Here is a 20,937-nt window from a genome sequence, read left to right as displayed (position 1 = left end):
CTGGGCATGGTGCTGTCGCCAGGGCCGAACATGATCTACCTGGTCTCGCGCTCGATATCACAGGGCCGCCGCGCCGGACTGGTGTCGCTGACGGGTGTCGCCGCCGCGTTCCTGGTCTACCTGGTCGCGGTGACGGCCGGGGTGGCCGCGGTGTTCTCGGTCGTCCCCGCGCTGTACACCGCGATCAAGCTGGCCGGCGCCGGCTACCTGCTCTGGCTGGCCTGGAAGGCGGTCAAGCCGGGCGGCACGGCGGTCTTCGCCCCGCAGCAGCTGCCGCCGGACCCACCGCGCCGCCTGTTCGCGATGGGCTTCCTGACCTGCCTGCTCAACCCCAAGATCGCCATCATGTACATCTCGCTGCTGCCCCAGTTCGTGGCACCCGAGCGCGGCCATGTCGCGCTGCAGAGCCTGGTGCTGGGCCTGACCCAGATCGCGATCGCGGTCGGCATGAACGGCCTGATCGCGATGAGCGCGGGCAGCATCGCCGGCTTCCTGAACCGCCGCCCCGCCTGGCTGCGCTTCCAGCGCTACGTGATGGGCACCGTCCTCGCGGGCCTCGCCCTGCACATCGCCGCCGACCGCGCCAAGGCCGTCGCGGCCTAGGGTCTGCTGTGAACGTCAGACCCGGCTCGCGGCCCGCAGCAGTGCGGCAGCCGCAGCCGAAGCCGCTGGACGTCCCGCAGCGCGGCCCCCAACTCGCCGTCCCCGCCGTCGAGATGGGCGCGCAGATAGCGCAGCAGATCGGCCCCGCTGGAGCGGATCGCGCCGGCCCCCGGCAGTCCGGGGATGAGCCAGGGCGGCAGCGCCCCTCCACGTCGGTACCCGACCGCGCGCCCCGGTGCGTCCGGTGCGCAGGTCGTGGCATGGAGCCCCAGCGGCCGGCAGACCCGCTCGACGAGCAGCTCCCCGTACGGCGCCCCGCCGGCCTCGGCGAGGATCCGCCCGAGCAGCCCGACCCCGTAGTTGGAGTACCGGTACCGGCTGCCGGGGGTGCGTCGTACGGTGGTTCGGGCCAGCGACGCGCGCAACTGCTCCTCGCCGTAGGCGGCGTGCGGATTGCCGGCCCAGTTCGGGGCGGCCGCCGCGAGCAGTCCGGGCGGCAGTCGCGGTAGGCCCGAGGTGTGGGTGGCCAGGTGCAGCAGGCGGATCGGCCGGCGGGAACTCACCGTCGCCGGGCGCCAGTCGGGCGGAAGGCGGCGCTCCACCGGTTCGTCCAGGGCGAGTTCACCGCGTGCGGCCGACTCGGCGAGCAGCAGCGCGGTGAACGTCTCGGTGACGGAGCCGGGTTCGAAGACGGTGTTCGGGGTGCACGGCGGTGCGGTGGGCGCGAGCCCGAGCCGACCGTGGCAGTGCACCTCCTCGCGGTCCCCGCAGGTGAGGGTCACCGTGACGGCGGTGGCGTACGGTCCGGCGGCCCGTAGCGTCGCCGCGGCGGCGGCGGCCAGCTCGCTCAAGTGGCCACCGGCGTGCCGCCGAGCGCACGCGAGAGCGCGACGGTGGCGGCCACCACCCCGACCACGGCGGTGTGTCCGTGGTCGCGGAAGGCGTCCTCAGGGTCGTCGTACTCGGGCGCCGACCCCTCGCACGGGATCAGCCCGTCCGGCTGCTGGATCGCGGCCAGGGCCCCCCAGCCGACCCGGCCGGTGACGGGTTCCCCGATGCACGAGTCGACGATCAGCAGCTCGCCGGCGAGGTCCCACTGCTCGGTCTCCAGCCAGATGTCGAGCCAGGCCGGCAGCCAGTCGCGCAGGTAGTCGCGCATCGGTTCGGGCAGGCACTCGGGCCGGGCACCCCATTCGGTATGACGAGCGCGATGGGGTACCTGCATCCGCAGCCCGCTGAGCTGGGGTGTTGCCCTGGGTGTGGGCGCGGATGCGGTGAGTCGGTACGGTCGGGGCATGACCACAGCCTTGATCACCGGCGCGACCGCCGGCATCGGAGCCGCGTTCGCCCGCCGGCTCGCCCGTAGCGGCTACCAGCTCGTCCTGGTGGCCCGGGATGCCGGGCGCCTGGAGCGCGCGAGCGCCGACCTGCACGCCGAGTACGGAGTCGAGGCGGAGGTGCTGACCGCCGACCTCGCCACCGAGGAGGGCATCGCCGCCGTCGAGGCCCGGCTGTCCGACGCCGGGCGCCCGGTGGACCTGCTGATCAACAACGCCGGCTTCGGCAACAAGGGCGCCTTCGGGACCGTCCCGCTCCAGGGCGAGCTGGACATGCTGAAGGTGCACATCGAGGCCATCCTGCGACTGACCACGGCCGCCCTGCCGGGGATGCGCGAGCGCGGCCGGGGCGCGATCGTGAACGTCGCCTCGGTGGCGGCCTTCCTGCCGCGCGGTACGTACGGCGCCAGCAAGGCGTGGGTGGTGAGCTTCACCCAGGGCGTGCTGCGCGACCTCGGCGGGTCGGGCGTGCGGATGATGGCGCTGTGCCCCGGCTTCACCCGGACCGAGTTCCACCAGCGGGCGGGCATGGGGACGGGCAACATCCCATCCTGGTCCTGGCTCTCGGCCGAGCGGGTCGTGAACGAGGCGATGCGTGATCTCGCCCGCGGCCGTTCGGTGTCGGTGCCGGGCAAGCGCTACAAGCTGGCGGTGGCGATCGCCCGGGTGCTGCCGTCCGGCAAGCTCGGCGGCCTCTCCTCGAAGGCGGCGCGGACCTACCGGACCGACTGAGGCGCCCGAGGTCGGGTGGTCGGGTGGTCGGGTGGTCGGAGGGTCGGGCCATCGGCGGGTCGGGCGGGGTCGGGTCGTCGGCAGGGAATAGAGGGGACCTCACTATTAGCTTGTCTAACTATGAGCTAACCCCGCTATGCTGATGACGCCCACCCGACCACCCGCCCATCCGACTGTCCGACCATCCGACCGCCCGACCCAGGGAGGCCCGTTCTTGAGGCCCGCCATCGACTGGACCCCGCCCGACCGCGCCGAGGGTGACCCCCGCCCGCCGGCCCAGTGGCGCCGCATCCTCGCGCTGTTCCACCCCTACCGGGGCCGCCTGACCACCGTCGGCCTGCTGGTCGCCGCCTCCGCCGTGGTGTCGGTGGTCTCCCCGTTCCTGCTCAGGGCCGTGCTGGACACCGCCATCCCGCAGGGCCGCACCGGGCTGCTCAGCCTGCTCGCGCTCGGGATGATCCTGACCGCCGTGGTGAACAGCATCTTCAACGTGCTGCAGACGCTGATCTCCACCACCGTGGGCCAGCGCGTCATGCACGACCTGCGCACCTCCGTCTACGGCCACCTGCAGCGGCAGTCGCTGGCCTTCTTCACCCGCACCCGCACCGGCGAGGTGCAGTCCCGGATCGCCAACGACATCGGCGGCATGCAGTCCACGGTGACCTCCACTGCGACCAGCCTGGTCTCCAACCTCACCGCCGTGATCGCCTCGATCGTCGCCATGGTCGCCCTCGACTGGCGGCTGACCGTGATCTCGCTGCTCCTGCTGCCGCTGTTCGTCTGGATCAGCCGCCGGGTCGGCCAGGAGCGCAAGAAGATCACCACCGAGCGGCAGAAGCAGCTGGCCGCGATGAGTTCGGCCGTCCAGGAGTCGCTGTCGGTCAGCGGCATCCTGCTCGGCCGCACCATGGGCCGCTCCGACTCGCTCGCCCGGGAGTTCACCGGGCAGTCCGACCAGCTCGCCGACCTGGAGGTGCGGGCCAGCATGGCCGGCCGCTGGCGGATGAACACCATCATGATCGTGATGGCCGCGATGCCCGCGCTGATCTACTGGGCGGCCGGACTGACCTCCGCCGCCGGCGCGCCGATCGTCTCGGTCGGCACCCTGGTCGCCTTCGTCACGCTCCAGCAGGGCCTGTTCCGCCCGACCGTCAGCCTGCTCTCCACCGGCGTGGACGTGCAGACCTCGCTCGCGCTCTTCCAGCGCATCTTCGAGTACCTCGACCTGCCGGTGGAGATCGCCGAACCGGAGCGCCCGGTCAGCCTGACCGACATCCGGGGCGAGGTCCGCTTCGAGGCCGTCGACTTCCGCTACGACCCGGACCAGGAGCGCCCGACCCTGGCCGACGTCGAACTCAAGGTCCCGGCCGGGACGTCACTGGCCGTCGTCGGCGAGACCGGCTCGGGCAAGACCACCCTGAGCTACCTGGTGCCGCGCCTGTACGACGTCACCGGCGGCCGGGTCACCCTGGACGGCGTGGACGTGCGCGAACTGTCCTTTGACACCCTGGCCCGCGCGGTCGGCGTGGTCTCCCAGGAGACCTACCTGTTCCACGCCTCGGTCGCCGAGAACCTGCGCTTCGCCAAACCCGGTGCCGACGACGAAGAACTGGTCGAGGCCGCCCGGGCCGCGCAGATCCACGACACCATCGCCGCCCTCCCGGACGGCTACCAGACCATGGTCGGCGAACGCGGCTACCGCTTCTCCGGCGGCGAGAAGCAGCGCCTCGCGCTCGCCCGCACCATCCTGCGCAACCCGCCGGTGCTCATCCTGGACGAGGCCACCAGCGCGCTCGACAACCGCACCGAACGCGCCGTCCAGCAGGCCGTCGACACCCTGGCCGCCGGCCGCACCACCATCACCATCGCCCACCGGCTCTCCACCGTCCGCTCCGCCGACCAGATCGCGGTGCTGGACCACGGCCGGGTGGTCGAACTCGGCACCCACGAGGAACTGGTGGAACTGGACGGCCGGTACGCGGCGCTGCTGCGCCGGGAGGTGCCGCAGGCGGCGGCCGGGTCGGAGGCCGTCCCGGAGGCCGCGCTCGGGCACGCGTAGGACCACGGGGTCGGCGGGGAGGCGGCTCAGGCCGCCTTCGGGACCTCGTTGTAGCTCTCCGCGACCTCCTGGCCGGAGAGCCGCTGGATCGCCGCCATCACCTCGTCGGTCACCTGTCGACGGGCCTTCAGCGAACGGGCCTGCCCGTGCAACTCGTCGAAGTGCAGCGGCTCGCCGAAGCGGACGGTCACCTTCTTGATCCGCGGCACCCGCTTGCCCACCGGCAGGATCTGCTCCGGGCCCTCCAGGGCCACCGGCACCACCGGGACGCCCGCGGTCAGCGCGAGCCAGGCGACGCCCGTCTTGCCCCGGTACAGCCGGCCGTCCAGCGACCGGGTGCCCTCCGGGTAGATGCCGAAGGCCTTGCCGGCCTCCAGGATCTCCAGCGCCGACTCCAGCGAGGCCTGAGCGGAACGGTAGGTGCCGCGCTCGACCGGTACCGCGCCGATCGACTCGAAGAAGCCCTTGGAGAGCCGGCCCTTGAGCCCGGTGCCGGTGAAGTACTCGGCCTTGGCGAGGAAGTGGACCCGGCGCGGGGAGGTGAGCGGGATCACCACGCTGTCGATGAAGGACAGGTGGTTGCTGGCCAGGATCACCCCGCCCTTGCGCGGCACGTTCTCGACGCCCTCGATGGCCGGACGCCAGATCCCCCGTGAAACGGGTTTCAGCAGCAGCCTGGTGGCGAGGTCGAGCACGGGTTCCCTCCCTGGACGAACGACCGCCCCGGAGGAGTCCGGGTCAGCAGTCAGACCCGCAGACTACGACACCGACCCCGGCGGCCGTCCACTCCCGGCGACCGTGGGGAACACCACGGCCGGGTAGGGTACGGCCGTCCGAACCGAGCAAGACCCGCAGTACCCAGGAGGGAACGATGGAGAGCGTCGAGGCCATCAAGGAGATGTTCGACCGTTTCGACCAGAACGGCGACGGCAAGATCACCCCGGCCGAGTACGCGCTGGCCGCCAACGAGATGGGTGACCACAGCGTCACGATCTCGATGGCCGAGGCGCTGATCCACGCGATGGACACCCGGCACCAGGGCTACCTGGACTTCGAGGAGTTCCTGGCCGCCCGCCAGCGCTGAGTTCGCGTGGACCGGGCCGGTCGCCGTACCGGCGGCGCCGGCCCCGTCCGGGGTGCCTCTCGTTCTGGGGTCAGTCCTCGCCCGGCGTCACTGGTCCGCAGGGTCCGCAGGGTCCGCAGGAGTCGCAGGCGCCGCCGGAGCCACCGGGAACACCCGGCGCACCACCCGCTCCGCCGCCCCACCGTCGTCCCAGACGCAGAACTTCGCCCGGAACCGCTCCCGCGCCGCCGGCTCCGGATCGCCCGCGCGCAGCGCCCGCGCCAGCCCGTCCACGTCGACGGTGACCGCGCCCGGCGGCTCCGCGAACAGGTCGAAGTACACGCCGCGTTCGCGCTGGTACTCCTCCCAGTCCGGGGCGAAGACGACCACCGGCCGGTCCAGCACCGCGTAGTCGAACATCATCGACGAATAGTCCGTCACCAGCGCGTCCGCCGCCAGGTAGAGGTCCTCGACCACCGGGTGCGCCGACACGTCCACGATCTGCGCCGCGTCCTCACCGGCCGTCAGGTCGCCCGGGCCGTCGGTGTGGAAGTAGTGGGTGCGCACCAGCAGCGTGAACCGCGGGCCCAGCCGCCGGGCCAGGTCCGCCACGTCCAGCAGCGGCACGTAGCCGCCCTTGCCGCCGCGGTGGGTCGGCGCGTAGAGCACCGCCGTGGTGCCGGGCCGCAGACCCAGGCGCTCGCGCATCGCCCGGACTTCGGCCGGGGTGGCGTCGGCCAGCCGGTCGTTGCGCGGGTAGCCGGTGTCCAGCATCTCGTAGCGGCCGGGGAAGGCCCGGGCGAAGTGCTCGCTGGTGTGCGGGTTGGAGGAGACCAGGAAGTCCCAGCGGTCGATGGCCTCCTGGAGCCGGTCGAAGTCCATCCCCTCGGCCGCCTCGGGCCGGCCGCGCAGGTCCATGCCCATCGCCTTGAGCGGGGTGCCGTGCTGGGTCTGGATGTGCACCGTGCCCTGGCGCTTGGCCATCGTGCGCGGGAAGTTGACGTTGTTGACGAAGTACTTGGCGGTCGCCATCGCCTTCAGGTAGGCCGGGGTGTTGACGATCACGTACGGGACCCCGGGCGGCATCGCGTCGGCCTGCCGGCGGTTCTCGACCACCCACACGCCCCGGATCTGCGGGGCGAGTTCCCGCGCCTTCTCGTAGATCGCCGCCGGGTTGCACGCGTAACCCCGGTGCCAGTACGCGGCGTAGACCGCCAGGTGCTCGTCCAGCGGGAGGCGGCGGAACGCGTTGTACGCGGTGAACCGGGCGCCGCTGCGCACCCCCTTCTTCACCGCGGGGGCCACCGCCCGTGCCCCGCGCTTGAGTTCGCGCGGCAGCCGGCCGGTGCGGCGCAGCTCGGCGTACGCGATCCGGGCGCCGCGGGCGGCCAGCCGGTACTGCACGCCGCGCACCCCGCCGGGGAAGCGGTAGTCCGCCGGGCGGTGGCGCTCGAAGTGCAGGGCGAGCCGGTGGAAGTAGTCCCGGCGCCGGTCGAGCGGGACGAGACCGGGGGTGTCGTAGACGTTGAGCGCCTGACGGACGGTCCGGTCGAAGACCAGGGTGCGCAGCGACTCCGGGACGGGCCGGCCGGGGCGGTCCGGGCGGTCCAGGAAGGCGAAGATCGCGTCGTACTGGGCGAACACACCGGCGTGCTTCGGGGAGGCGGTCGCGGTGATCGCGCCCTCCCGGCCGCGCCGGTAGAAGTAGCAGGGGCGGTCCAGGTAGCGCAGCCGCCCGGCGGCCAGCAGCGCGGGGTAGGTGACCGAGATGTCCTCGTAGTAGCCGCGGCCGAAGGCGACGTCCAGACCCTCCAGGAAGGCGCGGCGGAACACCTTGTTCCACACCGACATCACGGTCTGGAACAGCGCCGGGTGCTCGGCCGCCGTACAGCCCTCGACCAGCGGGGAGCCGACCAGGACGTGCCGCCAGGGGTTGGGCTCGCTCCCGCCGTCGGGGTAGACGTGGGTGAAGTCGGTGAGCAGCACGTCGGCCGGCACCTCGCGGCGGCTCTCCTGCGCCAGCTCGTCCAGGATCACGCCGACCGTCCGCTCGGGCAGCCAGTCGTCGCTGTCCACGAACCAGACGTACTCGCCGCGCACCTGCGGCAGGGCGGCGGCCCGGGCGCCGCCGAGGCCCTGGTTCTCGGTGAGGTGCATCACACGCAGCCGGGGGTCGCGGGCGGCGTAGGCGTCCAGGATCGCGCCGGAGCCGTCGGGGGAGAGGTCGTCGACCGCGATGACCTCGAAGCGGGTCTCGGCGGCGGGGGTCTCGCCGAGGATCGAGTCGAGGCAGCGCGGCAGGTACCGCTCCACGCCGTGGACCGGGAGCACGATGCTGAGGAGGAGGGACACGCTGGCCGAGTCTACCGATCCACACGGCGCGACCTGCGGGGACGTCCGGTCGGCGGCGGTGGGCCGGTCCGGCGGGCCCGACGGCCGCGGAGCCATGGGCGGACCGGGGGCGGAAGGCGGGCGCGACGGGCGACGGGAACCGGCCCGGGACCGCCGGTGCCGGGCCCCGTGCGGGGCGGCACCGGCAGTCTGGTGGCGGCCGGGCCGACCCTCTACGGCCGGCCGCCGGTCCGGGCACCGCGCGGGCCTGGCCACCGCAGCGTCGAGGTGGCCGGGCAGTGGCCCGCAGGAGCCGGAGCCCTTCTCGAGCCATTCATGACTCGAACACACGGCTGGTGCGGTGCGGGCACCTGCGTGTTGACTCAGATATTGCTTGGAGGAATCGGCGGAGTCAATCCCTCGAATGCGTTCACTTCATGAAGTCGGACGGTGACGCGGTGATCGCTTTGTCGATGTGACGGCTGTCCCCTATATGGGGAACTCCGGCGGGCGGCTCCGGTCCGGGTCTCGGCAGGACTCCGGGAGGGGCCCGGCGGGGGTTCCCGCAGGAGTCCCCACAGGAGTTCCTGCGGGATTCTCGGTGCGAGCGCCCGGGGCGATTCGTCGACACGGCCACCGCACCGGCCGCCCGCCCCCGTGCGCCCGGCGCATGCCGTCGGCGCGGGCGCCGGCCCCGCGCCTCCTGGCCCTGATGACGGATGGCCGGTCGTGCACCATCATTGATGCCTAGTCGTGACCGCCCGGTCAGCCCCTGGTGCACCGTCAGTTGACGTCGCACGGTACGGTGGCACAACACCAAGGACGGTTGTGCGAAGGCCGTCCCTCACGGATAGTCTTCGCCTCACGGCCCTGGCGCCTCGTAGGGGTGGGAAAACTGATGGAACACATGCAAGTGCGGACTCGGCCCCGTGTGCCGGCGGTCCAGTGCGGTGTCGGCGCGACCGGCCGCCGGATCGAACGACACCTGGCCGTGCTCGGCGCACCCGCGCTCCCGGCGGTGGACACCGCCGAGGCGCTCGGGTTGATAAGGGAACTGACGCCGCGCGGCGCCGACGCCCCGGCGGCGGCCCGTCGTCGCCACTCCCGGGTGTCGCTGCTGGCGCCGCTGCGCCGACTGCGCCGGAGCCTCTTCGGCGGACGCGGCTGAGACTCTGGAGCCAGGCTCCGGGGCCTCGGCCCGGGACCGGTTCCCGAACGACCCGACAGACCACCGGTCCGTCGGGTCGTCGGCGTATCCGGACACCGGAACCTTCACTTTGGTCTGAACCTCTCACCCTACGCGAGGGCGACACCCCGGCGTGGGCAGTCGGCGAGGCAGTACGACCGATCCGCTGACCTGGGTCAGGATGGCGCCATGGCGGACACCAACCACTCCACGTCGACCGGGTCGACCGGGCCCTTCCAGACCACCACCCTGGAGATCGTCACCGGCAACCGCGAGGTCGCGCTCGACATCACCGACCGCTGCGCCGCGTTCCTCGACGAACGGGCCCCCGGACGCGACGGACTGCTCAACGTCTTCGTCCCGCACGCCACCGCCGGGATCGCCGTCCTGGAGACCGGCTCGGGCAGCGACGACGACTTCCTCGCCACCCTGCGCCAACTGCTCCCCGCCGACGACCGCTGGCGCCACCGGCACGGCAGCCCCGGTCACGGACGGGACCACGTGGTGCCCGGCCTGGTCGCCCCGCACGCCACCCTGCCGGTACTCGGTGGCCAACTGGCGCTCGGCGTCTGGCAGTCCGTGGTGCTGATCGACACCAACGGGGACAACCCGCGCCGCACCGTCCGACTGTCCTTCCTCGGTTAGGGCGGGCCGCTACCGGTCCCGGGCGACGTGCCCGGCCACGGCCGCGAGGTAGCGCTCGATCGCCAGGTACTGGCAGAGCAGCGCCACCGGCCGGCCCAGCCGGGCGTACCAGGCCGACAACCGGGAGAACGCGGCCACCTCGAACCACACCTCGCCCTCGGCGTCCATCGACACCAGGAACGACTCCTCGCCGCACTCCGGATGGCCGGGCAGCGTCCCGTACGCGAACCCGACCCGGTCCGGCTCCGTCACCGTCCACACCACCCGGCAGGGGATCATCAGCCGCGGCCACCGGCTGCCCGGCAGGCGCAGCCGCAGCAGCACGGTGGCCCCCTCCCGGGCGGGCCCGCCCGGGTGCACCGCGAACCCGGTCCCCAACTGACTGCCCCACCCGAGCACATACCGCCCGGCCCGATCCAGCACCTCCGGCCCCCGCCCGAGGTGCACCCGCCGCCGCAGGTGCCCGTACCCCTCCGGCAGCCGCCCGCCCCGAGTGGCTCCCACCTCGGCATACGTGGGCTCGGCACCCCGAGCGGCCCGCAGCCGCCGTTCCAGATCGCCAACCATGCCGCTCACGCTAGCCCCCTCCTCCCCCGGGCCTGACCCCGGGCCCGAGGTGCCTTGCGGCGGGGCGGGGGCGGGGAGTAGGAAGGCGGTATGAGTGAGACCGGGACGGGTGAGGGCGTTGTGAGCGGGGACGCGGCGGTCTGTGAGCTCGCGCCCGCCGGTTCCGCGGAAGCGGCACTGAGGGAGGAGCCGGGGGCGGTCGGGCCGCGGGCCGACTGCGTGCTGTGCGGTGAGCCGACCGTGCTGCCCGCCGATCAGCCGGGCAGCACGCTGTGCCCGACCTGTGCCTGGCAGCAGGCCCAGCGGATCGCCTGCTCGGGCTGAGCGGACACGGCTCAGGCGTCCTCCCGTCCGGCCAGGGCCAGGGTGGAGCCGTGCCGGCCCTTGCGGACCAGCAGTTGGGCGGGGATCCGGCTGCGCAGGTCGGCGACGTGGCTGACAATGCCGACCGCGCGGTCCCGCTCGCGCAGGCCGTCGAGGACGTCCATCACCTCCTCCAGGGACTGCTCGTCCAGGGTGCCGAAGCCCTCGTCGATGAAGAGGGTGTCCAGCGGCATGCCGCCGGCCTCGTCGGTGACCACGTCGGCCAGGCCGAGGGCGAGGGAGAGCGAGGCGAAGAAGCTCTCGCCGCCGGAGAGGGTCGCGGTGTCCCGCTCGGTGCCCGTCCAGGCGTCGACCACCCGCAGGGCCAGGCCGGAGCGCTTGTTGCCGGTGCCCCGGTCGTCGCTGTGGACCAGGGTGTAGCGGCCGCCGGACATCCGGACCAGCCGGTCGCTGGCCGCCGCCGCGACCTGCTCCAGCCGGGCCGCCAGGACGTACGACTCCAGGCGCATCCGCAGCCGGTTCTCGGTGGAGGTGCCGGCGGCCAGCGCGGCGAGCCGGTTGATCCGCCCGTACCGCTCCAGGGCCGGGGCCAGTTCGGCGGCCAGGTCGCCCAGGCTCCGGCCGATCGCGGCCAGTGCCGCGCAGCGCTCCTGGGCCGCCGACCGGGCAGCGTGCGCCCGGCCGAGCCGGTCGGTGGCGGCGTCGAGCGCGGCCGCGGCGGCGGGCAGATCGACCGGTGGACGGGTCGCGGCCTCGGCCAGCTCGGGCAGCGCCAGCTCGTGCCGGACGGCGGCCGACTCCGCGCGGTGCCGCTCCAGCCGGGCCTCCAACCCGTCCCGCTCCTCGCGCGGCAACAGCACGGCGAGCGCCGCCGCGGCGTCCGGGAAGCCCGCCGCGGCGGCGGCCTTGCCGAGTTCCTCCTCGGCCCCGCCCAGCCGGGCCCGCGCCTCCGCCACCGTCCGGGCGGAGGCGGCAGCCGCGGCGACCGCCTCGGCGAGCCGGGTCAGCGCGGCGGCCCGATCGGCGACCGAGGCGGCCGCGCCGCGGGCGGCCGTGACCCTGGTGGTCAGCTCACGCTGCTCGTCGTCCAGCGTCCGCAGCCGGTCGGTGAGGACGGCGGCGCGCTCCCTGGCCTCGTGCAGCTCGTCCAGCCGGCGGGCGCGGTCCTGCGACAGCCGGGCGATCTCCTGCCCGACCCGGCCGAGCGCCTCCGCCTCGTGCAGCGCGGTGCGGTGCTCCTGCTCCAACTCGGCGAGGGAGCGCGCGAGCACGTCCACGGCCTCCGGGCCGGCCGCGCCGGTGGCGGTCGCCTCGCGCACCCGCAGCGCGGTCAGCGCCTGGTCGGCTTCGCCCCAGAGCTGTTCGGCGGCGGCCTGGGCCCGGCCGGCCCGCTCCTCGTCCTCGGCGCTCACCCGACCGCCGTCGGCGGCCTCGGCGGGCGCCGGGTGCTCGGGCGAGCCGCAGACCCGACAGGCCTCGCCCGAGCGCAGCTGCTCGGCCAGCTCGGCGGCCATGCCCGTCAGGCGGCGGTCCCGTAGGTCCAGGCTGAACTCGCGGGCGTCCAGCGCGGCCGTCCGCAGCTCGGCGACCCTCGGCTCGGCGGCCGTGATCTCGACCCGCAGGCCGTCCCGCTCCCGGGCCGCACCCAGGCGGGTGGTCAACTCGGCGCGCTGCCCGTCCAGTTGCTCGACCCGGGTGCTCGCCGCCTGGGCCCGGGACTGCTGCTCCTCCAGCCGGGCCAACTCGCCCTCGAACTCGGCCAGCCAGCGTGCGGCCTCCTCGGCCAGCTCCTCGGCGTCGACCCGGCCCTGGGTCAAGGAGAGCTGCTCGCGGGCGAGTTCGGCGCAGCGCCGCTCCTCCGCCCGGGCCGTCTCCAGCCGGACCACTTCGGCGCGCAGCCGCAGCTCGGCCTCGGCCAGCCCGGCCTCCGTCAGCTCGGTTTCGGTCAGCCCGGCGGCGTCGGATCCGGCCAGTGCGTGGGCCCCGTCGGCCGCCCGGGCGAGCGCGCCCCGGTGCCGCCGCTCCGCCTCCCGGGCGCGCTCGAGGGCCTCGGCCGCGCTCTCCCGTAGGCGCAGCGCCGACTCCACGCCGACCGCCTCCTGGGCGGCCGCGAGCCGCTGCCGGTCCCGCGCCGCGGCCGACTCGAAGCCGGCCAGCCGCTCGGCCTCGGCCAGCGCCTCGCGGTGCCGGCGCTGCCGGCCGGCCAACTCCTCGGCGCCCTCCCGGTCTTGCTGGGCCGCCCGCTGCGCCGCTTCGGCGCCCGCGAGCGCGGCCTCGGCGACGGCGAGTTGCTCGGCCGCCCCGCCGCGCAGGATCGCCGCCCAGCCCAGCAGCCCGGCGGTCAGCCCGGCGTCGTCGTCCTCGGCCGGCACCCACGCCCCGGCGGGCTCGGCCCCCGGCCCGGCGGCCTGTTCGGCCTTGCTGGCGAGGTCCCGCAGCCGGCGCCGGCCGGCCTGGACGGCCGTCTCCTGGGCGCGCCGTAGTTCGGCGAGCCAGGCCTCGACGTGCCCGTAGCGCTCGGTGTCGAACAGCCGGCGCAGCAGTTTGCCGCGTTCCTCGGAGTCGCCCCTGAGGAAGCGGGCGAAGTCGCCCTGGGGCAGCAGCACCACCTGGCAGAACTGCTCGCGGCTCATGCCGATCAGCCGGTGGATCTCCTCCCCGGCCTCCTGGTGCGATGTGCTGACCGGCCGCCAGCCCGGGGTGCCGTCGCCCGCGTCGGCGGCCCACTCGCGCAGCAGGGTCTGCGGCCGTTCGACGGTGGTGCCGGTGCCGACCTTCTTCGGCCGGCGCTGCTCGGGCAGCCGGATGATCTGCAACCGCCGCCCACCCAGCGTCAGCTCCAGTTCGACCTGGGTGAGCCGCTTGGGGGCGGCGTGGTCGCTGCGCAGCCGGTTGGCCCGGCGGGCGTTCGGCGTCTCGCCGTAGAGGGCGAAGCAGACCGCGTCCAACACGCTGCTCTTGCCCGCGCCGGTCGCGCCGCGCAGCAGGAACAGCCCGCCGGCGGCGAGCGCGTCGAAGTCCACCGTCTCGCTGCCCGCGAACGGGCCGAAGGCGGTGACGGTGAGCCGGTGCAGCCTCATCGGGGCAGGTCCGCCTTCCGGTCGGCGCCTTCGCGGACGCGCTCGAAGCCCTCGCGCAGCCAGCCCAGCTCGTCCGGCGCCGGCTCGGCGCCGGGGCGGACGTGCCGCAGGAAGCCCTCGGCGATCTCCAGGTCCTCCCGGCCGCTGACCCGGGCCGCGTACGACCGGGACGGCTCGTCCCCGCCGCCCTCGGGGTCGAACAGCAGCTGGAGGGTGTGCGGGAAGCGGCGGCGCAGCTTCTCCATCGGTTCGCTCGGGCGGGCCGCGTCGGTGAGCGTGGCCTGCACCCAGGACTGCTCGTCCCCGGTGTACTTCTCGTCGGTGAGCAGCGCCGCCAGCGTGTCGCGCAGGGTGGCGAGCGGGCGGGGCCGCGGGCAGTCCACCCGCTCGGCCGTCACCGAGCCGTCGGCCGCGAGGTCGACCAGCCACATGGTCTTGCGCTGGCGCGCCTCGGAGAAGGAGTAGGCGAGCGGGGAGCCGCTGTAGCGCAGGTGCGGGGCGAGGGTCTGGCAGCCGTGCAGGTGGCCGAGCGCGGCGTAGTGCACCCCGTCGAACACCGAGGCGGGGACGGAGGCGACCCCGCCGACCGCGATGTCCCGCTCGCTGTCGGACGCCGTGCCCCCGGTGACGAAGGCGTGCGCCAGCACCACCGCCCTGGTGCCCGCGGGGCGCGTCGCCAGGTCGGCCCGGACCTGGTCCATCGCCGCGCCGAGCACCGCCGCGTGCCCGCCCTTGGCCAGTCCGAACCGCTCGCGCACCAGCGTCGGCTCCAGGTACGGCAGCCCGTACACCGCCACCGGCCCGTGCTCGTCCGCCAGCAGCACCGGCTCGGCGCACTCGCCCGGGTCCGTCCGCAGGTGGATCCCGGCCCGGCCGATCAGGCCGGCACCGACCCCGAGGCGGCGGGCCGAGTCGTGGTTGCCGCTGATGAAGACCGTCGGCACCCCGAGGTCGGCCAGCCGGTGCAGCACGTCGTCGAACAGCGCGACCGCGTCCAGGCTCGGCAGCGCCCGGTCGTAGACGTCCCCGGCGACCAGCACGGCGTCCACGCCCTCGGACCGGACCACTTCCACCAGGTGGTCCAGGAAGGCGCGCTGGGCGTCGTGCAGGCTCTCCCGGTGGAACGAACGCCCGAGATGCCAGTCGGAGGTATGCAGCAGTCGCATGGTCCCCGACCCTAACGCCCGGCACTGACAATCCCGTCGGGCTCAGGGGGCACGGGGGTGCGAGGGGGGTGTGAGGGGGGTTCGAGGGGGTGCGAGGGGGTTCACGGGGTCACAAGGGTTCGTGAGGGCTTGAGGGGCACATGTTGGCCCGTTGAGGTGAAGGGGGACGGCTGGAGGGGGCACATCTTGATCCTCTGCATGGGCCCTGGCCGCTGGTGTTCGATTACTTGGGGTGGATTGTCAGTGGCTCTGTGTAGGTTCCGTGACGTCGGCGGCTCCGGGAGTCGGAGCTGTCGGTGCTGGTTCGTGCTGACTCATACAGGTTCATGCTGACTCGCGCAGGTTCGCGCAGGTTCGTGCTGGTTCGTGCCGACTGAGTGGGCCAGTGGATCAGTGAGTCGGTGAGTCGATGAGTCGATGAGTCGGCGAGTCAGTGAGTCGAGTGAACGGGAGGAACCCCATGGCTGTGCGGGAGACGGTGTACGAGGTGTTGGGCGTCGTGGCGGTGCGGAGCCGGCCGCTGACGGGCCCGCGGGCGCTGCTGTTCGGCGGGCGCAGGCCCGGGTCGGGTGGCGGGTACGGCCCTGGCCCCGGGGCTGGTGGCCGGTCGGACGGCGGACCGGGCGGAGCGTCGCCGCCCGGAGGTGGTCGGCCGCCGGGCTCGCGGGCTGGTGGAGCCGGTGGCGCCGGTGCGCGGGGCCGGCGCGGCGGCCGGGCCCGGGGCGCGCCGCCGCAGCCGGTGGCGGTGGCGCTGGCCGCGGAGGCGGCCGACTTCGCCGCGCTGGCCGGGTACGGGCTGTTCGGCGCGCTCGGGCACCGGGAGTACCTGGTGCGGGCGGAGGAGCAGCTGAGCGGCCTGCACCGGCAGGGGCTGGAGGTGCACCTGCGGGTGCTGGAGGCGGCCGACTTCGAGGACTACTGTGCCGCGCTCGGGCTCGATCCCCGGGCGCCGGCCGCCCGGGTCGCGTACGCGGGGGATCCGGAACTGGCCGGGGAGCCCTTCGTCTACGCGGGGGAGCCGCTGGCGGAGCTCCTCCCGGTGCTCCTGGACGACCACCGGGCGCGGGTGCGGATGTCCGTGGCCTGCGCGGCGCTGCTGAACGCGGTCGGCGACGACCTGGTGGGGCAGCGGCGGATGGCGGCGGTGATGCGGTACGTGACCTCGGTCTACCTGGCGCTGGCCGAGGGCGCGGGGGAGGGCTGTCACCTGCTGACGCTGCGGTGCCACGGGCCGGAGGACGGCGAGCAGCTCACCTCGGCGGTGGACGTCTGCGTGGAGGCGGGGCGGCTGCAGTCCGCCGGGCGGGACGTGGAGGCGTTCTGCGTCACGCTCGCGGCCGGGGTGGCGTCCGGGGGTGAGGGGGCACTGCTGCTGCACGGCGATCCGTCCGCGCCCCCGTCGGGCGAGCGCCCGGGCGGGCCTCCCGGCGGGTCTCCGGACGCGGCGAGGTCCGGGCCGGCGGTGCGGGGCTGGGCGCTGGCCGGCGGGCGGCTGCGGCCGATGACGGCCCATGAGGTGTTCGACGAGCTGGCCGACGACGCGGCGCGCGGGCTGCCGTTCCCGCCCGGCGTGGTCCCGCAGCCGGGGTTCCCGTTGCCGGGCTTCCCGGGTGCCGGGGGCGGAGGTGGGCTGGTGGGGTGAACAGGGCTTTCGCGGTCTGCGCATCCACCATGCGGCGCTGGGGACTGTTCATCGACCGCCTGTTCGGGGAAGATCGGAGAAGATCATCAGCAGGGGCGCGCGGTACCCCACGCCGCCGCTCCGGTCGCTCCGCTCCGAACCGTGCTCCGCAGGTCCGGCGAGCCCGACACCGAGAGGGGGCGCGCGGCATGGGCCGGATCGAGTTCACGGCGGAGATCGCCGAGTTGCTCGGGAAGGTGCGCCGACGTCCCACGGCGGGCTGGCCGTGGCGGCCGGGCGAGCAGGTGCCGGACGGGTTGCCGGTGAAGCAGTCCTGGGGGTGGCTGTTCGCCCCGGACGGGCGGGTGCTGACCCTGGTCAACCCCAAGGACGGGATCTGCTCGCTGCCCGGCGGCTCGCTGGAGCCGGAGGACGACGGTGACCCGGCGGCCGCGCTGGCCCGGGAGGCGGGCGAGGAGGCGCGGGCCGTGATCGGCCGGCCGTACTACCTCGGCTACCTCTACGACCGGGTCGGCTCGGCGAATGGCGGGCACGAGTGCGCGCGGGTCCGGATGGCGGCGGCGCTGCGGGCGGTCGGTCCCAGCGAGGCCGACCCGGCCTCGGGCCGGCACTACCGGCGGCTGCTGGTCGCGCCGGGGCTCGCCGTCGAGCTGCTGGGCTGGGGCGAGCCCGGACTGCGCCAGGCCCGGGTGGCGGTCGCCATGGCCGCCCACTGGCTCGGCGTGCCCGCGGCCGCGAACGAGACGATCGAGGAACTGCCGGTCGAGGGCTGCACGGTCTTCCCCGGCCCCGTGTACCCGGGCGGCGGAAGCGTCCCCGGGCACTGAGCCGCGCGCCCGGCGGGACGGGCGGCGCGATCGGGCCGGAACGGCTCCGCGCCCCAGAGCCGACGCACCGACGGCAGCATGCCGCGGAACTGGCGCACCGACGGCGCGGCGCCGCGGAACTGACGCACCGACGGCCGCATGCTGACCGGCGGCTGACGGAGAGCTGACTTCTCAAAACTTTTTTGTCTACACGCGATGACCGATGCGCGTCGACATACACCTGCACCCACCTGGGCGAACTCACGTTCTGTCGGGGCGGGTTCACTTCTCTGCTATCAGACGGTCCGTCAATGTCCTTGGCATGACAGCTTCCGCGCTGGGCTACTGCCTGGTATCCCTTCTGTGACCCGCGTCATACCAGGAGGTCCAATGCTCCGCCCTGCCCGTGTTCTGTCCGTTGCCGCGATTGCGGCTGGTCTCACCATGACGACGCTCTTCACGGCGTCAGCCGCCAATGCGGCCGGTGTCAACTACGTCGCCCTCGGAGACTCGTACTCGGCCGGCGTCGGTGCCGGCAGCTACCTGAGCGACAGCGGTAGCTGCAAGCGCAGCACCAACGCCTACGCCTACCTGTGGAAGAGCGCGCACAAGCCGTCCTCCTTCGCATTCGTGGCGTGCTCGGGGGCGAGAACCGGCGATGTGCTCAACAACCAGATCTCCGCACTGAACAGTGGCACCACGCTGGTCAGCCTGTCGATCGGCGGCAACGACGCAGGCTTCGCCGACACCATGAAGACCTGTGTGCTGGGCTCCGACAGCGACTGCCTCAGCGCCGTCAACACGGCGAAGAGCTACGCGACGAACACCCTGCCCGGCCAGTTGGACCGGGTGTACTCCGCGGTCCACGCCAAGGCTCCGAGTGCCCACGTCGTGGTGATGGGCTACCCGCACCTGTACAAGGTCGGCGGCGACTGCATCTTCGGCATCGGTGACACCAAGCGCGCCGCCATCAACGGCGCCGCCGACGCGCTGGACGGCGTGATCGCCAAGCGGGCCGCCAACGCCGGCTTCACCTTCGGCGACGTGCGCAGCATCTTCGCCGAGCACGAGATCTGTGGTTCGCAGACCACCTGGCTGCACAGCACCACCCTGCCGATCGACGAGAGCTACCACCCGACCGACTCGGGCCAGGCCAACGGCTACCTCCCGGTGTTCAGCCGCTCCTGAGCGAGTCGGTCGTGGCGTCCCGCCCGGGCGACCGGGTGGCGTCGCTGACCTGCGCTACGGACCGGTCTGCTGACCGGCCCGTGCTCGTCCCCGTGCCCGTGCTCGCGCGCGTCCTCGTCGGTGCGCGCCGTTCGGCGTGAACAAGCGCCGCCCGGCCGGCAGTTCACTTCTGCGCCAGCTGACGGCCCGTCAATGTGTTTGGCATGAACGCTTCCATGTTCGACGACCGCTTGGTATCCCTTTCTGTGACCCGCGTCACACCTGGAGGTGCAATGTTCCGCCCTGCCCGTGCCCTGTCCGTCGCCGCGATAGCCGCCGTCCTCACCATGACGACGCTCTTCACGGCCTCGTCCGCCAACGCGGCGGCCGTCAACTACGTCGCCCTCGGTGACTCGTACTCGGCCGGTGTCGGCGCCGGCGACTACCTGGGCGACAGCGGTAGCTGCAAGCGCAGCGCCAACGCCTACGCCTCCCTCTGGTCGAACGCGAACTCCCCGTCCTCCTTCGCCTTCGTCGCCTGTTCCGGTGCGAGAACCGGTGACATCCTCAACAACCAGATCTCCGCGTTGAGTTCCGACACCACCCTGGTCAGCCTCTCGGTCGGCGGCAACGACGCGGGCTTCTCCAGCACCATGAAGACCTGCGTGCTCAGCTCCGACAGCGACTGCCTCAACGCCGTCAACACGGCCGAGAACTACGCGACCAACACCCTCCCCGGCCAGCTGGACCAGGTGTACAACGCGATCCGCGCCAAGGCCCCGAACGCCCATGTCGTGGTCATGGGCTACCCGCACCTCTACCAGCTCGGCGGCAGCTGCATCTTCGGCATCGGCGACACCAAGCGGGCCGCCATCAACGAGGCCGCGGACACCCTGGACGGCGTCATCGCCAAGGAGGTCGCCAACGCCGGCTTCACCTTCGGCGACGTGCGCGACATCTTCTCCGGGCACGAGATCTGCGGCTCGCTGGACACCTGGCTGCACAGCACCACCCTGCCGATCGACGAGAGCTACCACCCGACCGACTCGGGCCAGGCCAACGGCTACCTGCCGGTCTTCAGCCAGTCCTGAGGCGCCCGCCTCCACCGTCCCGTCGAACCCCTGACATGACGACCGGTGCCGCCGCCCCTCCCGTGCTCGGGGAGGGGCGGCGGCACCGTCGCGTCAGCGCCCGGTCGGGGCCGGACGCACCGGCGGGAAGGGGATCGCGGCGAGGGCCGGCAGCAGCTCGGCCTCCTCGTGGTCCAGGTGTGCCTCCAACTCGGCCGACATCCGGTTTAGTTCGGTCCGGAGTCGGTCCGGATCGGCGATCTCTATCCCGGCCAGCAGTGCCGCCAGCTCCCCCTTGATCCGGCCGATCTCCCGGTGCTGCTCGCCGAGTCGGTCCAGCACTCCGGCGAGCTCGGGGTGGCTGCGCGCCAGGGCCGGGAAGATCGCGGAGTCCTCCCCGGCGTGGTGATGCGTCAACCCCTCGCAGAACGCCAGACAGTGCTGGCGCAGTTGCAGCCCGAGCCCGGCCGGCCCGCCGGGGGTGTGGGCGTGCGTCTCCGCCCGGACGTGCCGCAGCTGGGCCCGCAGCCAGCTGTGCGCTTCGAGCAACTTGTCGGCCAGGCTGCGCACTTCGCGCGGACGGCCTGGCGGTGCCTCGGGCCGCTCCAGCGTGACCACTGGCAACTCCCGCTTGGTGTGCGCCTGGTAGTCGCCGTACCCGGGCGCCTCGCGGACGACGGCGGCGAACAACCGATCCCGGCGGGGGCCTTCGGCGGGTACGGCGATGGCGTCGAAGGTCTCGGTGCCGAGCTCGACCCGTACCACCGGGTGGGCCAGCAGATTGCGGTACCACTGCGGATGTTCGGGCGCCCCGGCCGCCGAGGCGACGACCAGGACCAGCCCCTCGGACCGGACGAACCCGAGGGGTACGGTGTGCGGTCGACCGGAGCCGGCTCCGGTGGTGGTCAGCAACAGCAGGTCGCCGCCCTCGAACGGACCGCCGACCCGGCCGCCGTTGGCGCGGAACTCCTCGATGACATTCTGATTGAAGGACATGGACATGTGTGTGTGGTGAAGTCTCCTGGGAATACGGGGGATTCGCGGCCACACACGGTGCCGGCACGGGAACGGGCGGACACCGCGGTGACCGCCTACGTCAGATCAGGGCAGCGGAGAAGGTACTCATCGCGCATCGTCCCTTTACACGTCAGGTGCTGGC

19 protein-coding genes are annotated in these 20,937 nt (G+C 73.4%); 11 read left to right on the top strand and 8 right to left on the bottom strand.

Features of this window, described 5'->3' with window-relative positions:
* Window positions 1–6: 6 nt before the first annotated feature.
* On the top strand, window positions 7–603 hold the full coding sequence (locus ACZ3YL_RS01895; RefSeq protein WP_465655236.1) for a LysE family translocator: 597 nt from the start codon (window positions 7–9) through the stop codon (window positions 601–603).
* Here the strand turns inward: ACZ3YL_RS01895 and ACZ3YL_RS01890 are convergent.
* Both ACZ3YL_RS01890 and ACZ3YL_RS01885 read right to left on the bottom strand, forming a co-directional pair.
* Entirely contained in the window at window positions 600–1,454 is an 855-nt protein-coding gene (locus ACZ3YL_RS01890; protein WP_465654708.1) for a serine hydrolase domain-containing protein, read from the bottom strand. The genes ACZ3YL_RS01895 and ACZ3YL_RS01890 overlap by 4 nt on opposite strands.
* On the bottom strand, window positions 1,451–1,828 hold the full coding sequence (locus ACZ3YL_RS01885) for a DUF6895 family protein (protein ID WP_465654706.1): 378 nt from the start codon (window positions 1,826–1,828) through the stop codon (window positions 1,451–1,453). Before ACZ3YL_RS01885 ends, ACZ3YL_RS01890 begins: the two co-directional genes overlap by 4 nt.
* Window positions 1,829–1,898: 70 nt before the next feature.
* Between ACZ3YL_RS01885 and ACZ3YL_RS01880 the strand changes: the two genes are divergently transcribed.
* Together ACZ3YL_RS01880 and ACZ3YL_RS01875 are read left to right on the top strand one after the other, a co-directional pair.
* Window positions 1,899–2,672 carry an SDR family NAD(P)-dependent oxidoreductase gene (locus tag ACZ3YL_RS01880; protein ID WP_465654704.1) on the top strand — a complete coding sequence of 258 codons (774 nt, stop codon included), beginning with the start codon at window positions 1,899–1,901 and terminating at the stop codon, window positions 2,670–2,672.
* Between the two features lie 214 nt (window positions 2,673–2,886).
* On the top strand, window positions 2,887–4,731 hold the full coding sequence (locus ACZ3YL_RS01875) for an ABC transporter ATP-binding protein (protein WP_465654702.1): 1,845 nt from the start codon (window positions 2,887–2,889) through the stop codon (window positions 4,729–4,731).
* 26 nt (window positions 4,732–4,757) lie between these two features.
* On the opposite strand, the gene ACZ3YL_RS01870 is transcribed toward ACZ3YL_RS01875, so the two are convergent.
* The gene (locus tag ACZ3YL_RS01870) at window positions 4,758–5,426 is read right to left on the bottom strand and encodes a lysophospholipid acyltransferase family protein (protein WP_188304198.1); all 669 of its coding nucleotides are present in this window, start codon (window positions 5,424–5,426) and stop codon (window positions 4,758–4,760) included.
* 176 nt (window positions 5,427–5,602) lie between these two features.
* Between ACZ3YL_RS01870 and ACZ3YL_RS01865 the strand changes: the two genes are divergently transcribed.
* Window positions 5,603–5,815, top strand: a complete 213-nt coding sequence (locus tag ACZ3YL_RS01865; RefSeq protein ID WP_188304199.1) for an EF-hand domain-containing protein — start codon at window positions 5,603–5,605, stop codon at window positions 5,813–5,815.
* Between the two features lie 87 nt (window positions 5,816–5,902).
* Here the strand turns inward: ACZ3YL_RS01865 and ACZ3YL_RS01860 are convergent, their stop codons facing one another.
* On the bottom strand, window positions 5,903–8,146 hold the full coding sequence (locus tag ACZ3YL_RS01860; protein ID WP_465654700.1) for a bifunctional glycosyltransferase/CDP-glycerol:glycerophosphate glycerophosphotransferase: 2,244 nt from the start codon (window positions 8,144–8,146) through the stop codon (window positions 5,903–5,905).
* Window positions 8,147–9,023: 877 nt separating this feature from the next.
* Between ACZ3YL_RS01860 and ACZ3YL_RS01855 the strand changes: the two genes are divergently transcribed.
* Window positions 9,024–9,293: a hypothetical protein gene (locus ACZ3YL_RS01855; RefSeq protein WP_188307793.1), complete on the top strand. Its 270-nt coding sequence runs from the start codon at window positions 9,024–9,026 to the stop codon at window positions 9,291–9,293.
* A 207-nt stretch (window positions 9,294–9,500) separates the two neighbouring features.
* Window positions 9,501–9,956: a YjbQ family protein gene (locus tag ACZ3YL_RS01850; protein ID WP_188307792.1), complete on the top strand. Its 456-nt coding sequence runs from the start codon at window positions 9,501–9,503 to the stop codon at window positions 9,954–9,956.
* 9 nt (window positions 9,957–9,965) lie between these two features.
* Here the strand turns inward: ACZ3YL_RS01850 and ACZ3YL_RS01845 are convergent, their stop codons facing one another.
* Complete coding sequence (locus ACZ3YL_RS01845) at window positions 9,966–10,523, bottom strand: DUF1990 family protein (protein WP_188307794.1); 558 nt, start codon at window positions 10,521–10,523, stop codon at window positions 9,966–9,968.
* A 90-nt stretch (window positions 10,524–10,613) separates the two neighbouring features.
* Between ACZ3YL_RS01845 and ACZ3YL_RS01840 the strand changes: the two genes are divergently transcribed.
* On the top strand, window positions 10,614–10,847 hold the full coding sequence (locus ACZ3YL_RS01840; protein ID WP_188307795.1) for a hypothetical protein: 234 nt from the start codon (window positions 10,614–10,616) through the stop codon (window positions 10,845–10,847).
* An 11-nt stretch (window positions 10,848–10,858) separates the two neighbouring features.
* Here the strand turns inward: ACZ3YL_RS01840 and ACZ3YL_RS01835 are convergent, their stop codons facing one another.
* Together ACZ3YL_RS01835 and ACZ3YL_RS01830 are read right to left on the bottom strand one after the other, a co-directional pair.
* Entirely contained in the window at window positions 10,859–13,927 is a 3,069-nt protein-coding gene (locus ACZ3YL_RS01835; RefSeq protein WP_465654697.1) for an AAA family ATPase, read from the bottom strand.
* Window positions 13,924–15,093: an exonuclease SbcCD subunit D gene (locus ACZ3YL_RS01830; RefSeq protein ID WP_188307917.1), complete on the bottom strand. Its 1,170-nt coding sequence runs from the start codon at window positions 15,091–15,093 to the stop codon at window positions 13,924–13,926. The genes ACZ3YL_RS01835 and ACZ3YL_RS01830 overlap by 4 nt, the downstream gene beginning before the upstream one ends.
* 745 nt (window positions 15,094–15,838) lie before the next feature.
* On the opposite strand from ACZ3YL_RS01830, the gene ACZ3YL_RS01825 reads away from it, so the two are divergent.
* From ACZ3YL_RS01825 to ACZ3YL_RS01810, 4 genes are all read left to right on the top strand, one after another.
* Window positions 15,839–16,735, top strand: coding sequence for a hypothetical protein (locus tag ACZ3YL_RS01825; RefSeq protein ID WP_465654695.1), 897 nt, complete (start codon window positions 15,839–15,841; stop codon window positions 16,733–16,735).
* A gap of 188 nt (window positions 16,736–16,923) precedes the next feature.
* A complete protein-coding gene (locus tag ACZ3YL_RS01820) occupies window positions 16,924–17,562 on the top strand; it encodes a hypothetical protein (RefSeq protein WP_465654693.1) in 639 nt (212 codons plus the stop codon).
* A 423-nt stretch (window positions 17,563–17,985) separates the two neighbouring features.
* On the top strand, window positions 17,986–18,729 hold the full coding sequence (locus ACZ3YL_RS01815; RefSeq protein ID WP_317621144.1) for an SGNH/GDSL hydrolase family protein: 744 nt from the start codon (window positions 17,986–17,988) through the stop codon (window positions 18,727–18,729).
* A 272-nt stretch (window positions 18,730–19,001) separates the two neighbouring features.
* Entirely contained in the window at window positions 19,002–19,799 is a 798-nt protein-coding gene (locus tag ACZ3YL_RS01810) for an SGNH/GDSL hydrolase family protein (RefSeq protein WP_465654691.1), read from the top strand.
* A 93-nt stretch (window positions 19,800–19,892) separates the two neighbouring features.
* On the opposite strand, the gene ACZ3YL_RS01805 is transcribed toward ACZ3YL_RS01810, so the two are convergent.
* A complete protein-coding gene (locus ACZ3YL_RS01805; protein ID WP_465654689.1) occupies window positions 19,893–20,780 on the bottom strand; it encodes a nitroreductase/quinone reductase family protein in 888 nt (295 codons plus the stop codon).
* Window positions 20,781–20,937: the final 157 nt, after the last annotated feature.

It is taken from the genome of Kitasatospora sp. NPDC023176 (assembly GCF_055560495.1).
Note: the sequence above shows the minus strand (reverse complement) of the source record. Positions and strands in the feature narration are given on the sequence as shown.

Coding starts and splice junctions, on each gene's coding strand:
- ACZ3YL_RS01895 (WP_465655236.1), top strand. CDS start 7: ATGGTGCTGTCGCCAGGGCCGAACATGATCTACCTGGTCTCGCGCTCG.
- ACZ3YL_RS01885 (WP_465654706.1), bottom strand. CDS start 1,828: ATGCAGGTACCCCATCGCGCTCGTCATACCGAATGGGGTGCCCGGCCC.
- ACZ3YL_RS01880 (WP_465654704.1), top strand. CDS start 1,899: ATGACCACAGCCTTGATCACCGGCGCGACCGCCGGCATCGGAGCCGCG.
- ACZ3YL_RS01865 (WP_188304199.1), top strand. CDS start 5,603: ATGGAGAGCGTCGAGGCCATCAAGGAGATGTTCGACCGTTTCGACCAG.
- ACZ3YL_RS01855 (WP_188307793.1), top strand. CDS start 9,024: ATGGAACACATGCAAGTGCGGACTCGGCCCCGTGTGCCGGCGGTCCAG.
- ACZ3YL_RS01850 (WP_188307792.1), top strand. CDS start 9,501: ATGGCGGACACCAACCACTCCACGTCGACCGGGTCGACCGGGCCCTTC.
- ACZ3YL_RS01845 (WP_188307794.1), bottom strand. CDS start 10,523: ATGGTTGGCGATCTGGAACGGCGGCTGCGGGCCGCTCGGGGTGCCGAG.
- ACZ3YL_RS01840 (WP_188307795.1), top strand. CDS start 10,614: ATGAGTGAGACCGGGACGGGTGAGGGCGTTGTGAGCGGGGACGCGGCG.
- ACZ3YL_RS01835 (WP_465654697.1), bottom strand. CDS start 13,927: ATGAGGCTGCACCGGCTCACCGTCACCGCCTTCGGCCCGTTCGCGGGC.
- ACZ3YL_RS01830 (WP_188307917.1), bottom strand. CDS start 15,093: ATGCGACTGCTGCATACCTCCGACTGGCATCTCGGGCGTTCGTTCCAC.
- ACZ3YL_RS01820 (WP_465654693.1), top strand. CDS start 16,924: ATGGGCCGGATCGAGTTCACGGCGGAGATCGCCGAGTTGCTCGGGAAG.
- ACZ3YL_RS01815 (WP_317621144.1), top strand. CDS start 17,986: ATGACGACGCTCTTCACGGCGTCAGCCGCCAATGCGGCCGGTGTCAAC.
- ACZ3YL_RS01810 (WP_465654691.1), top strand. CDS start 19,002: ATGTTCCGCCCTGCCCGTGCCCTGTCCGTCGCCGCGATAGCCGCCGTC.
- ACZ3YL_RS01805 (WP_465654689.1), bottom strand. CDS start 20,780: ATGTCCATGTCCTTCAATCAGAATGTCATCGAGGAGTTCCGCGCCAAC.